Origin of the sequence: Flavobacterium melibiosi, assembly GCF_048158545.1 — a bacterium.
Classification (GTDB): Bacteria; Bacteroidota; Bacteroidia; order Flavobacteriales; family Flavobacteriaceae; genus Flavobacterium; species Flavobacterium melibiosi.
On sequence record NZ_JBLNKU010000001.1, the window covers coordinates 113,939 to 127,202 of the forward strand.

At 36.8% G+C, this 13,264-nt stretch carries 9 protein-coding genes and 1 tRNA gene; 2 read left to right on the forward strand and 8 right to left on the reverse strand.

Translation table 11 applies throughout. The features are described 5' to 3' along the window. Positions 1-11 precede the first annotated feature (11 nt). The 3 genes from pth to ACM55F_RS00520 form a co-directional block, all read right to left on the reverse strand. Positions 12-686 (reverse strand): aminoacyl-tRNA hydrolase, encoded by a 675-nt coding sequence (gene pth / locus ACM55F_RS00510; RefSeq protein ID WP_416851720.1) that lies wholly within the window; start codon positions 684-686, stop codon positions 12-14. A 382-nt stretch (positions 687-1,068) separates the two neighbouring features. Further along, on the reverse strand, positions 1,069-1,680 hold the full coding sequence (locus tag ACM55F_RS00515; RefSeq protein WP_416851721.1) for a 50S ribosomal protein L25/general stress protein Ctc: 612 nt from the start codon (positions 1,678-1,680) through the stop codon (positions 1,069-1,071). A gap of 86 nt (positions 1,681-1,766) precedes the next feature. Continuing rightward, positions 1,767-2,708, reverse strand: coding sequence for a ribose-phosphate pyrophosphokinase (locus ACM55F_RS00520; RefSeq protein WP_416851722.1), 942 nt, complete (start codon positions 2,706-2,708; stop codon positions 1,767-1,769). A 291-nt stretch (positions 2,709-2,999) separates the two neighbouring features. Between ACM55F_RS00520 and ACM55F_RS00525 the strand changes: the two genes are divergently transcribed. Both ACM55F_RS00525 and ACM55F_RS00530 read left to right on the forward strand, forming a co-directional pair. Further along, a tRNA-Leu gene (locus ACM55F_RS00525) sits at positions 3,000-3,079 on the forward strand. A gap of 230 nt (positions 3,080-3,309) precedes the next feature. Then, the gene (locus tag ACM55F_RS00530; RefSeq protein WP_416851723.1) at positions 3,310-5,229 is read left to right on the forward strand and encodes a glycoside hydrolase family 97 protein; all 1,920 of its coding nucleotides are present in this window, start codon (positions 3,310-3,312) and stop codon (positions 5,227-5,229) included. A gap of 499 nt (positions 5,230-5,728) precedes the next feature. Here ACM55F_RS00530 and ACM55F_RS00535 read toward each other — a convergent pair whose 3' ends face one another. The 5 genes from ACM55F_RS00535 to ACM55F_RS00555 form a co-directional block, all read right to left on the reverse strand. Then, positions 5,729-6,910, reverse strand: a complete 1,182-nt coding sequence (locus ACM55F_RS00535) for an aldose epimerase family protein (RefSeq protein WP_416851724.1) — start codon at positions 6,908-6,910, stop codon at positions 5,729-5,731. Between the two features lie 19 nt (positions 6,911-6,929). Next, on the reverse strand, positions 6,930-8,438 hold the full coding sequence (gene araA / locus ACM55F_RS00540) for an L-arabinose isomerase (RefSeq protein ID WP_416851725.1): 1,509 nt from the start codon (positions 8,436-8,438) through the stop codon (positions 6,930-6,932). 176 nt (positions 8,439-8,614) lie between these two features. Then, the gene (locus tag ACM55F_RS00545; protein WP_416851726.1) at positions 8,615-9,316 is read right to left on the reverse strand and encodes an L-ribulose-5-phosphate 4-epimerase; all 702 of its coding nucleotides are present in this window, start codon (positions 9,314-9,316) and stop codon (positions 8,615-8,617) included. Then, positions 9,300-10,991, reverse strand: coding sequence for a ribulokinase (locus ACM55F_RS00550; RefSeq protein ID WP_416851727.1), 1,692 nt, complete (start codon positions 10,989-10,991; stop codon positions 9,300-9,302). Before ACM55F_RS00550 ends, ACM55F_RS00545 begins: the two co-directional genes overlap by 17 nt. 166 nt (positions 10,992-11,157) lie before the next feature. After that, positions 11,158-13,143 (reverse strand): alpha-L-arabinofuranosidase C-terminal domain-containing protein, encoded by a 1,986-nt coding sequence (locus ACM55F_RS00555; protein ID WP_416851728.1) that lies wholly within the window; start codon positions 13,141-13,143, stop codon positions 11,158-11,160. Positions 13,144-13,264: the final 121 nt, after the last annotated feature.

The window sequence follows — 13,264 nt, forward strand, 5'->3', positions numbered from 1 at the left end:
TTTCCCTTTTTTTATTTCCCATTAAATGCAGTCATGGTATTTTCTAATCCTGCAGTTCCAAATGATTTTATAATCTCTGAAGCTAATTCTAATCGCTCCGGAAGTGCTACTTTTTCAGTGTCATCCCAATCACCAAGGACGTAATCAACTTGTTTTCCTTTTTTGAATTCATCACTAATCCCAAAACGGAATCGGGCATAGTTTTGCGTATTCAGGACAAGATTGATGTTTTTTAATCCGTTGTGCCCGCCATCGCTTCCTTTTTGTCTGATGCGAATGGTTCCAAAGGAAAGATTCAAATCATCGGTGATTACCAAAATGTTTTCCAAAGGAATTTTTTCTTTTTCCATCCAGTATTGTACCGCTTTTCCGCTCAAATTCATGTAGGTGTTGGGTTTCAAAAGCAAAAAAGTCCTTCCTTTGAATTTATATTCGGCTAGGGAACCCAATTTTACGGTTTCGAAGTTGATTCCTTCTTTTCGAGCTAAAAAATCAACTGCTTTAAAACCAATGTTGTGTCGGGTGTTTACATATTCGGCACCAATGTTGCCGAGTCCAACTATTAAAAATTTATTACTCACGCTTTTTATATTGTTTTTTGTGTGTTCGTGAACCTCCGGTTTCATACAATCCGTATTGTCTTCTGTTTTTGTTGATGAGAATAAATTTGAAATCCATTTTATCATGCTGCAAAAATAGACTTAATCTGTTAATTAAGGAAACTTGTGTATTGGAAAATGTTTTGTGAGTAGCAAGAAGAGGCCACCCCGCCCGTTGGGCACCCCTCCAGAGGAGTGGAATGCGCACGACTTCCCCTTCTCTGGAGGGGTGCCTGCAAGGCGGGGTGGTTTTTTTGCCAATCTTGTAATAATCCCAAGAACAAAACCATAAAACCCAATTAGCCCCGATGGAAGGGAAAATCCTTTTTTGAGGCGATTTTTTTTCGACTCAAAAAAGATTGGAATGACAGCGGGAAACCTATTTCCTAAAAAGCCTAATCTTTCGCTACTATTCAAAAAAAAAGCACCAGTTTTACAACTGATGCTTTCTTGAATGATTGAAAAAATATTATTTTTTCTTTCCTTTTGCAGGAGCTTTCGCTGCTTTTGCTGCTTCTTGAGCCGCTTTCATAGCAGCACGAGAAATCTTCACTTGACAAATTACTGTATTGTCTGGGTGCATGATTTTGAAGTTTTCAGATGGCACTTTAGTAACATATAATTTGTTACCCATGTCTAGTGGCGTAATGTCAGCTTCAACAAAATCAGGAAGATTTTTAGGTAAAGCTCTTACTTTTAATTTACGAGTGTTCAAACGTAAATCTCCACCAGCCATAACTCCTTTTGAGTTACCAATGATTTTTACAGGAACTTCCATAGTGATTTCTTTGTCATCAAAGATTTGAAAGAAGTCAATATGTAAAACCTTGTCAGACACCGGGTGAACCTGAATGTCTTGTAAAATAGCGTTAAATGATTTTCCTTTTCCAAGATCGATCTCAACTGTGTGAGCGTTTGGAGTGTAAACCAAGTTTTTGAAAGCCATAACTTCTGCTGAGAAATGAACTGCCTGATTTCCTCCGTATAATACGCAAGGAACCAATCCAGCATTACGTAAGGCTTTAGTTGCTACTTTGCCCACGCTTTCTCTTTCTGATCCTTTAATTGTAATCGATTTCATTGTAAAAAAAATATAGTTATTAAATAATATTACTTGTTTGTGTTTTTTTAGTTAACCTTGCTAATTCCCCTTTAGGGGTTAGGGGTTTACATTATAAACTTTCCACTAATGGAATTGTTGTGGTGTACCATGTGCATAACTTCGGCAAAAAGTGGTGCACAACTCAACACTTTTATTTTGTTTGATTCTTTCTTTAATGGAATAGAATCAGTGACTATCAATTCGCTCAATTGCGAGTTTTCTATTTTTTCGTAAGCGCTACCTGATAAAATGGCGTGTGTACAAATCGCTCTTACGCTCAATGCTCCTTTTTCTATCATTAAATCTGCCGCTTTCGCCAAAGTGCCTCCGGTATCAATCATGTCATCTACTAAGATTACATTTCTACCTTTTACCTCACCAATTAATTCCATGGTGTCGATAATGTTTGCTTCTTTTCTTTGTTTGTAGCAAATAACTACATCTGAATTTAAAAATTTAGAATAAGCATACGCTCTTTTAGAACCTCCCATATCTGGAGAAGCAATCGTTAAATTGTCTAAACCTAAACTTTCTATATACGGTATGAAAATAGTCGATGCAAAAAGATGATCTACTGGTTTTTCAAAGAATCCTTGAATTTGATCAGCATGCAAATCCATGGTCATTACTCTTGTTGCGCCTGCAGCATCTAATAAATTAGCTACTAATTTAGCTCCTATCGGAACTCTTGGCTTGTCTTTTCTATCTTGTCTTGCCCAACCAAAGTAAGGAATTACTGCAGTAATGTGTCTTGCCGAAGCACGTTTTGCAGCATCAATCATCAGCAACATTTCCATTAAATTGTCTGCAGTTGGAAAAGTTGAACAAACGATAAATACGCGTAAACCCCTGATAGACTCCTCATAAGAAGGTTGAAATTCACCGTCGCTGTACTTTGACATAGTGATTTTTCCTAATGGAATTCCGTATTGCTCTGCTATTTTTTCTGCAAGATAGACACTTTGTGAACAAGCAAAAATTTTAGCTTCTGGTTCTAGGTGTGACATTTAATTTGTTGTTTTTATTCCGCTGCTCTACATACAGTTCGGCTTTGTCATTCGAATAAAGCCTTATGTTTGTATTTGCCTCGGGTGTAGTTAGTTGTGTGTTCCGTTTTAAGCGAGGTGCAAATTTATAAAATTTATTCAACTCTGAAAGGAAAATTTTAAGTATTTTTAGTTGAACATTTAATATTATTTTTTACATTTGCACCGTGTTAAAGGAATTGATGGTTGATTTAAACACAATTACATCTTTTATTGCGTTGAAATAACTGTCGTTATTTCATGTCTAGCTAAGCCCGGATGGCGGAATTGGTAGACGCGCTGGTCTCAAACACCTGTGGGAAACCGTGCCGGTTCGACTCCGGCTCCGGGTACAAAAACCGCTTCGAAAGAAGCGGTTTTTTTGGTTTTAGATGGTTTTTTTTCTCCGAAAATATCCATTCTCATGGCGTTAATCACTTGATTATCGCTTCACTTGTAGCAGTTTTATACCCAAAAACGTTTTTTTTGTGATATTCTAAATAGAGTCAGAAAATTTTAACGATATCGTTATTTATACAATTTTATTTTTGTATTCTTGTAAGTGTAAATAAAACACTTAATTATGAAAAAAATAGTTTTGCTAGCTTTTTTGGCGCTGTCATTGACTTCATTTGTAGGGAAACCAACCCGTTATTTTTTTGTCAACTCGGATAAAACAATAAAAATTGAATTTAGTCTAAACCCAAAGAAAACCCCTTCTTACAAAGTTTTCTTTAAAGATAAATTGGTTGTCAATACTTCTGATTTGGGGATTATAAGAGAAGATGCCAATTTTTATACGGATTTAAAGATTGTAACCGTTTCTAAATCGAAACCAATTCAATCCAACTATTCGATGCTGCAAGGGAAACGAAAAAAAATCGCTTATGCCGCAAATCAATATACGGTTAGCTTGCAAAACAATAAAGGGGAAACAATGAATATTATTTTTCAAGTATCCCACGATGGAATTGCGTTGCGATACCATTTTCCAGAAACTTCGACAGCAATTAAAAAAATAGCCGAAGAGAAAACCACTTATAATTTTGAGACAACGACAAAAGCGTGGTTGCAACCCATGTCAAAAGCGAAAACCGGATGGAAAGAAACCAATCCTTCCTATGAAGAGCATTATGCGATGGGCGTTCCCGCAAATACAAAACCCGCCATAGGAGAAGGTTGGGTGTATCCTGCTTTATTTCATGCCAATGATACTTGGGTTTTGATTTCCGAAACAGGATTGCAAGCCAATTATTGCGGCAGCCGATTGGTTTATAATGATACTGCCAAAGCAATGCAGGTAACTTTTCCTCAAAAAGAAGAAATTTTCCCTAACGGAGCATTGAATCCGGAATCTGTTTTGCCTTGGTACACGCCTTGGCGCATCATTACTATTGGGTCACTTAAAACCATCACCGAAAGTACTATGGGAACAGATCTAGCCGATCCGTCAACGGTTGCCGACACTTCGTTTATAAAAAGCGGAATTGCGTCTTGGAGCTGGGTTTTGCTGAAAGATGAATCGGTTAATTACGAAACAACCCATAAATTTATTGATTATGCCGCTGCTATGAATTGGCCGTATTGCTTGATAGATGCCGATTGGGATACTCGAATTGGCGATGAGAAAATGAAAGAATTGTCGGCTTACGCCAAAGGTAAAAATGTAAAATTACTCGTTTGGTACAATTCATCAGGAGCATGGAACAGTACTGAATACCATCCAAAAAGTAAATTGATTACCCATGCTGACAGAGTGCGGGAGTTTACCAGACTTAACGAAATGGGAATTGCAGGAGTCAAAGTTGATTTTTTTGGTGGCGACGGACAATCGATGATTGCGTATTACCATGATATGCTGACCGATGCTGCGGCGCATAAATTAGTGATTAATTTACACGGAGCGACTTTGCCTAGAGGTTGGCAACGCACGTATCCAAATTTGTTGACGACTGAAGCGGTTAAAGGATATGAATACATTACTTTTTTCCAAGATATTGCTGATTTAGCCCCAACACATTGTGCCATGCTTCCTTTTGCCCGAAATGTTTTTGATCCAATGGATTTTACACCAATGGTTTTGGATTCTATTCCAAATATCACCCGAAAAACAACTCCAGCATTTGAATTAGCTTTGCCTGTTTTATTCTTATCCGGAATTCAACACATGGCCGAAACGCCTGATGGAATGGCTAAAATGCCTGCTTATGTAGTTGATTATTTAAAAGATATTCCAACTAATTGGGATGATTCTAAATTTATTGATGGTTATCCGGGAAAGTACATTATCATGGCCAGAAAGAAAGACAATATATGGCATATCATTGGAATTAACGGGGAAGCCACCACCAAAGAAATAGAGATTGATTTGTCTTTTGTGACTAATTCCAAAGGTTTTAGTATTGCTGAAGACGAGAACGGATTTCAGCAGAAAGCAGTATCAAAAAGTACAAAACTAAAAGTAACTATGAAACCTCATGGTGGTTTTGTCGTGAAGATTTAGTTTTTTAAAAGGACCTTATTAATTCTAAAAAAACCTCGTTAGTTTGTGCTTTCGAGGTTTTTTGTGGGTGTTAGTTTAGTTTAAGGTATTGTCATACTATTTTAGTATAGAATTTACTAGAATAAGGAATTTGTAAATTTGTCATTTCGACGAAGGAGAAATCACATAACGAGAGCAACTAATGTGATTTTTCCTTCGTCGAAATGACAAATAATAAGGATTAATCCCAGTAAATTCAAAGCCTACTTGGTATTATTGGATTCTATTTGTAGGCTAGAGGAAGAGGTTTATCATATTGTAAATTTGTATATTGAAATTTGTTATTATTGTAAAGATCACTTTAATTTATTGCTTTATAAAGAAACCTAAAACGGAATAAACAAGCATAAAAAAACCCCGAAAGTTTTACTTTCGGGGTTACTAACTAGTTCCATATTTAAACCAAACCATTCAACTTATTTATGAGGATAGAAACTAATCTATAGTAGTTAGTGTGTTGTTATTTAACTGAGAATTTAAAGCTTGTTTTTGTTTTGTAATTTTCACCTGGATTCAAGACCGTGGTTGGAAAATATTTTTGATTTGGTGAATCCGGATAGTGTTGTGTTTCTAAACAAAAACCAGTTCTGCGAGCATACGTTCCGCCATTTCTCATGGGTAAAGTACCGTCTAAGAAGTTACCGGAATAGAACTGTATTCCCGGTTGGTCTGTATATACTTCCAATAATCTTCCGCTTCCTGCATCATATGCCGAGGCCGCAAAACGCTCTCCTTTGTCTTGATTGTTCAGCACCCAGCAATGGTCGTAACCCAATCCGTTTTTCAATTGTTCGTCTTTGGCTTCGATTTCTGCACCCACTTTTTTCGGTTTTCTGAAATCGAAAGGCGTATTGGTTACATCTGTTAATTTTCCTGTTGGAATCAGTGTTGCCGCAACCGGAACTAATTTGTCCGCATCGATAGTGATTTCATGATCTAAAATTGGTTTAGAAAAATCAGAAGACAGGTTAAAATACGAATGTTGTGTTAAGTTTACCACCGTTTTCTTATCTGTAGTCGCTTCATAAACCACGTCCAATGAGTTGTCATTGTTCAACGTGTAGGTTACGAAAACAGTTAAGTTTCCAGGATATCCTTCTTCCATATCTTTACTCACATACTTCAATTTTAGAGAGGCATTGTCTCCGGATTTTGCTTCTTCGGCAGTCCAAACCACTCTGTGAAAACCTTCTGGTCCGCCATGTAATGCATTAGGATCGTTGTTGACAGCCAAAGCATATTCTTTTCCGTCCAAAGCAAATTTTCCCTTTGCAATTCGGTTTCCGTATCTTCCGATAAGGGCTCCAAAATACGGATTTGGTTTCATGTATTGTTCCAATGAATTAAAACCAAGCACTACCTCTTCTGATTTTCCGGCTTTGTTAGGCACTTTTAAAGAAGAGATAATACCACCATAAGTGATAATGTCCACTTCCATTCCTTTTTGGTTTTTAAGTTTGTAACTGTCAATTTTTTCGCCTTTTGGAGTCGTTCCATAAGCTGATTTTTCGATAGTTACCGCAGCTGTAGCTTTTGCTTCTGTAGTAGTTTCTTCCACTTTTTTATCGCTTTTGCATTGAATATTTATACTGGCCAAACTTATTATGGAAATTCCATAAATGCAACGTTTTAATACATTCATAATTACTCGTTTTTAGTTATTATAGACCGTGCTGAAACAAATGATAATACGCTTCGTTAGCATTAATTTTATCCTTAAAGTCTCTAACGGTTGTTCTTTCATCGATAACAAGCAATTCTATACCTGCAATATCGGCAAAATCTTCCATATATTCAGTTGTCAAGACTTGGCTGTATACCGTATGATGTGCTCCACCCGCTAATATCCATGTTGTAGCAGCAATATCAAGGTCTGGTTTACAATCCCACAATACACGAGCAACAGGAAGTTTAGGCAAATCAGCCATAGGCGCAACTGCTTCTACTTCGTTTACAATCAATCGGAAACGGTTCCCCATGTCAATCAACGAAGCGTTGATTGCATTCCCGGCAGCAACATTAAATACCAAACGAACCGGATCTTCTTTTCCTCCAATTCCTAATGGGTGAACTTCACAAGAAGGTTTTGCATCGGCAATTGAAGAACAGATTTCTAGCATGTGAGAACCTAAAACATACGATTTTTCAGGCGTGAAATGATACGTGTAATCTTCCATGAAAGAAGTTCCGCCTTCAAGACCTACATTCATTACTTTCATTGCACGGAGTAAAGCGGCAGTTTTCCAGTCGCCTTCTCCACCAAAACCGTATCCATCGGCCATAAGGCGTTGTACAGCAATTCCGGGAAGTTGTTTTAATGAACCAAGATTTTCGAAAGTATCCGTAAAAGCACCAAAACCACCTTCTTCAAGGAACGCTCTTAATCCTAATTCTATTCGGGCAGCTTCTAGTAATGAATCTCTTTTTTCTCCTCCTTTTTGAAGGGCTGGAGCCAAAGTATAAGAGGCTTCATATACTGCAACTAATGCATTCGTATCAGCATCAGAAACGGCATCAGTTTTTTTAGTTATATCCGAAGAGTCGAAACCATTTACCGAAAAACCAAAACGGATTTGGGCCTCGACTTTATCTCCTTCGGTTACAGCAACTTCACGCATATTGTCTCCAAATCTTGCCACTTTTAGGTTTTGGAACTCATCCCAACCTAAAACGACTCTGGACCAAATAGCTAATTTCTTTTGTACGCGTTCATCTTCCCAATGTCCTACAACGACTTTACGTTTTTTACGCATTCTGGACATAATAAAACCAAACTCTCTGTCTCCGTGAGCGGATTGGTTTAAATTCATAAAATCCATATCCATAGAAGCCCATGGAATTTCAGCGTTGAATTGGGTGTGTAAGTGACATAATGGTTTTTTTAGAATACTCAAACCGCCAATCCACATTTTGGCAGGGGAGAAGGTATGCATCCAAGCAATAATACCAATACAGTTTTTATTCGAATTGGCTTCTAAACATACATTCGTGATTTGTGCTGGAGATTTTACGACATCTTTATATACAATTTTCACTGGTATATGAGACGAAGCGTGTAACCCTTTTGCAATGTGTTGCGAATGCTCTGCTACTTTTCTTAGCGTTTCTTCGCCGTATAATTCTTGGCTGCCTACTACAAACCAAACTTCTTTTTGAGATATATCGATCATTATTTTATTATTTTATATATTATTGAATAACATTATTTTACCTATTCTGGGAAATAACATTGAGTTATAAAATGATTTAAGATTTTTGATTTCAGAAGTTTGGACTCGTATAAAACGAGAAATCTAGTGCTGTGAAATCTGAAATCAAAAATTGTTAATCATCATTCAAAAATCTATTATTGTCCGTAATACGAATCTTTTCCGTGTTTGCGTTCGAAGTGTTTTTTTATTAAGGAATCTTTTAATCTTGGCGCGTTCGGGTTTATTTGCAAAGTCAAGTGCGCCATTTCGGCGATTACCTCTAAAACTTTACTATTATAAACTGCTTTTGCTGCGTTCTTTCCCCAAGCAAAAGGACCGTGATTTCCAATGAGAATCATCTCTACTTCCTCGTACGAAAGATTTTTTTCTTTGAAACAATCCAAAATCTGAATTCCGGTATTGTGTTCGTAATTCCCTTCGATAAGTGCGTCCGCCATTGGCGCAGCACAAGGAATATCAGTGGTTAAATGGTCGGCGTGAGTCGTACCAAAAATTGGAATATCTCTTTGCGACTGTGCCCAAGCTACAGAATACGTGGCGTGAGTGTGTGCAACACCACCAATGTTTGGCCAGTTTTTATATAAATAAGCGTGTGTTTTTGTATCCGATGACGGACGCATATTGCCTTCGATGATGTTATTGTCAAAATCTACAATAACAATATCTTCCGGTTTCAAATCTTCGTAAGGAACACCGCTGGGTTTTATGGCAAAAACACCATTTTTTCTATCAACGGCACTTACATTCCCAAAAGTATAGACTACTAAATTTAATGCATTCAATTGCATGTTTGCGTCGTAACATTCTTGTTTTAAATCACTATACATACTGCTCATGGTGTAGTTTTTTAATAGATGGATCGGCAAAAGAACTTAGTTGGTCATACGCCAAAAGCAATTTGTTATAGGCAGCAACTTTGTCTAATTGTGGAAAATATTCACCATCAAAATCACTTCCCATTTTTTGGCTGGCTTCAATCACATTCGGATAAATTCCTGCTGCAACTGCTGCATAAATCGCTGCGCCTAAAGCGGGTGTTTGGTCTGAAGCCGCAATCTTGATTGGTTTATTCAACACATTTGCCAAGGTCTGCATGATGTAAGGCGATTTTCTCGCTACACCACCAATTCCGATGACGCTGTTTATTTTTACACCTTCTTCTTCAAAACGGTCTACTATTTTCTTAGAACCAAAACAGATGGCGTTCACCAAAGATTTGAATAAATGGGGCGCTTTGGTTCCTAATGATAAATTTGAAATAGCACTTTTTATTTCCTGATTGGCATCTGGAGTTCTTCTTCCGTTAATCCAATCTAGAGCAATTGGCACACTTTCGGATAAAGGAATTTTCTCTGCTTCTGCCGTTAATTTTATAATTAAATTATCGCTGATTTCTTCTTTTAACTGCTTTTTTTGTTCTTCAGTCAAAAGGGTAGAAGTAGCCAATAAATGTTCTGTTGGCCAAAGTAGTAACTCTTTGTACCAAGCCAATAAATCCCCAAAAGCAGATTGTCCCGCTTCCAAGCCTATAAATCCTGGTATTACTGAACCATCAACTTGTCCGCAGATACCACGAACCGTTTTTGTTCCAATTGACTCTTTTGAATCAATAATAATATCACAGGTTGAGGTTCCCATCACGCGAACCAAAGTGTTTTCTTCAATTTTTGCTCCTACCGCTCCAGAATGTGCATCGAATGTTCCCACCGCAATTACAGTAGCGGTTGTAAGTCCTAATCGTGTAGCCCATTCTTGGCTTAAGTTTCCGGCTACAAGATCTGATGTATAGGTTTCATCGTATAGTCTTCCGCGAAGTGCCGCAAGATACGGATGCAGTTTTCCCAGAAATTCTTCTGGAGGTAAACCGTTCCAGTCTTCATGCCACATGGCTTTATGACCTGCTGCACAACGACTTCTTTTGAATGTTTTTAAATCTTTATTGTCAATCAATAAATACGTCATCAAATCGCAATGTTCCATCCAAGTATACGCTGCGTCTTTGACAGCTGTATCTACTTTTGCAATATGTAAGATTTTTGCCCAAAACCATTCTGATGAATAAATTCCACCTACATATTTGGTGAAATTTTCTCCACCCCAATTTTCGGCAAGTTCATTGATTTCGTTTGCTTCATTGATAGAAGTATGATCTTTCCACAACACCATCATGGCATTCGGATTGTGTTCAAAACCTTCAGTCAAAGCCAAAGGAATTCCATCTTCAGTAACTGGGACTGGAGAGGATCCGGTGGTGTCAATGCAAATGCTTCGTATTAGGGAAGGATCTACATTACTATTTTGAACAACATATTTTATGGTCGCTTCTAATCCTTCGATGTGATCTAATGGATGCTGACGAAACTGATTTATGGATGCATTACAATATTCTTTGGTTGCCCATCGCTTGTATTGACAAACATTTGATGCTAACTCTTGTCCATTTTCAGTGTCTATTAACATGGCTCGAACAGAATCTGTTCCGTAATCTAATCCTATAACATAATTTTTCATCCCAAAATCTTTTAAAGAATTACAAATATAAATATATTTATTTTATAAGTGTATAATAAACACTTAATTCAATTTAGTATTATAATTTTTATCAAAAACGCATAAAAACAGCATTTTACGAGTAAAATAAAAAATAAACTTATTATATACATTTATTCTGTTGCGATTATTTCATTTTTAACTTCAAAACAGTAACAGAATAGGGCGGAAGGCTCGTTTGCGCTTTGTCCCCTTTTAAATTAAATCCGTTTTCTGTGGGGCTTATTTTCTTAGGATTTGCAAAAGAATTCTCGTCTTGTAAGTTTGGACTTGTAAGGGTTATTATAGTTCCTTTAGCTTGTAATTTGGTTCCTTTTAAAGCTACATTTACTTCTTGTGCAGCCGCAGATGTGTTTACTAATTTTACAATTACTTCTTTAGAGTTGCTATCTTTCACCGCTGATGCAAACAGATTATTTTGTCCGGTTACCGGTTTTCCATCTTTTGTAATCGCTATTAAATCGGTTCCTCTATTGGTGGCAAATAATTTTTGGACATAATAATTAGCAGAACCATACGCTTCCAGATTGTTGAACCAAAGTAAATCTGGTGTCCATTGCCAAGCTTCTTCGTGAGCCATCAATGGTGCGTAAGAAGTTAAATTAACGACCTCGGCATTTCGTTCTAAACCAGTCATAAAAGCGGCTTCAGAAAACGCACATTCCCAGTTGTTTTTATTATCAGGACTTGTAATAGCGACACTTTGTGCTGCATATTCTCCTGCAAAAACTTTAGGTCCTTTTCTATCATATTTGTCATAACGAGTTGCATTTTCTCTAAACCATTTCGGGCTGTTGTAATAATGCTCATCTATAATTTCGGCATTTAACTTTTTAAGCTCCTGCATGCCATAGTCAAAAAATTCTCCTTCTGGAAATGGACCTGCACCTGAAACAATAGTCATTTTTGGATATTTTGATTTTATGGCTTTTTCAAATACTTTAAATCTTTCGATGTATTGAGGACCCCATTGCTCATTTCCAACACCAATAAGTTTTAAGTTGAAAGGTTTTGGATGCCCCATTTCTGAACGGATTCTACCCCAAGGAGTTTCTGTGCCACCATTAGCAAATTCGATTAAATCCAACGCATCTTGCACATAGGGATCTAATTCATCCATCGGAACTAATTCCCCAGTATTAAATTGACACGCCATTCCACAACTTAAAATAGGTAAGGGTTGTGCACCAAGATCTTCGGAAAGTTGGAAATATTCAAAAAATCCCAATCCAAAAGTTTGGAAATAATCCGGTGCTGGTTTGTGTGTAAATTCCGTGTTCCAACGGTTAATTAAGGTTTCTCTGTTCTCCACATCACCCACCGTTTTTTTCCATTGGTAGCGTTGTGCCAAAGTTCTCCCTTCAACAATACAACCTCCAGGAAATCTCAAAAATCCCGGTTTCATATCATACAAAAGTTGCACAATATCTTTACGCAAACCATTTTTTCTGTTTTTCCAAGTGTCTTCCGGGAATAGCGAAATCATATCTAAATCGATTGTTCCTGTTCCTTCAAAAGTAATTTTTAACTTTGCTTTAGCTTCTGTTTGGGTAGCTGTAAATTGCGCAGTATAGCCTTTCCAATCGGTTGATGTTGGAACAATGCTGGTTTCACCTAAAACTTTTTTGTTTTTATCAATAAATTGGATGATGATTTTTTTGATAGCGCCATTGTGATTCGCTGCTTTTAGCGAAAGATTGTATTTAGCATCTTTCTTAATTCCCATACCTCTAAATCCTTCATTAATCATTTCAAATACCTTGTCATTATTTACAAGAACTCTACAAAATCTAGGATTTGTTTTGTTTTCTAATGCTTTGATAATTGTAGCAGAGCCCGATTGTTTATTTAATGCATATTTATCAGTATTAGGTTGTTCCCAGCCCATAAGCGGAACTTCAAATTCAAAAGAACGGTTTTTTATCATTTCAGCATACAATCCACCATCGGCAGCAAAGTTGATGTCTTCAAAAAAAGCACCATACATTGTAGGTTGGATTTTAGTAATTGTTTTGCTAGAATTTACTTCTAGATTTGTTTTTTGGGCATTGGCATATATACCATTTAGTAATAGGCCGCAAAGGGTAATTTTGGTAATTAAATTTGTTTTCATTTTTTTAAAATTTTTTTAAAGTTGTTGAATTGAACTTTAATGATTGTACTATTTTTTAGTTTTTATAATCAATCCAAACTTTTATTTTCCAATGTCTCTATTAGACCAAGAATAATAATTA

What these genes read in the sequence shown, in the direction of transcription:
- pth (WP_416851720.1), bottom strand. Translation starts at nt 686, where the DNA reads ATGATAAAATGGATTTCAAATTTATTCTCATCAACAAAAACAGAAGAC.
- ACM55F_RS00515 (WP_416851721.1), bottom strand. Translation starts at nt 1,680, where the DNA reads ATGAAATCGATTACAATTAAAGGATCAGAAAGAGAAAGCGTGGGCAAA.
- ACM55F_RS00520 (WP_416851722.1), bottom strand. Translation starts at nt 2,708, where the DNA reads ATGTCACACCTAGAACCAGAAGCTAAAATTTTTGCTTGTTCACAAAGT.
- ACM55F_RS00530 (WP_416851723.1), top strand. Translation starts at nt 3,310, where the DNA reads ATGAAAAAAATAGTTTTGCTAGCTTTTTTGGCGCTGTCATTGACTTCA.
- ACM55F_RS00535 (WP_416851724.1), bottom strand. Translation starts at nt 6,910, where the DNA reads ATGAATGTATTAAAACGTTGCATTTATGGAATTTCCATAATAAGTTTG.
- araA (WP_416851725.1), bottom strand. Translation starts at nt 8,438, where the DNA reads ATGATCGATATATCTCAAAAAGAAGTTTGGTTTGTAGTAGGCAGCCAA.
- ACM55F_RS00545 (WP_416851726.1), bottom strand. Translation starts at nt 9,316, where the DNA reads ATGAGCAGTATGTATAGTGATTTAAAACAAGAATGTTACGACGCAAAC.
- ACM55F_RS00550 (WP_416851727.1), bottom strand. Translation starts at nt 10,991, where the DNA reads ATGAAAAATTATGTTATAGGATTAGATTACGGAACAGATTCTGTTCGA.
- ACM55F_RS00555 (WP_416851728.1), bottom strand. Translation starts at nt 13,143, where the DNA reads ATGAAAACAAATTTAATTACCAAAATTACCCTTTGCGGCCTATTACTA.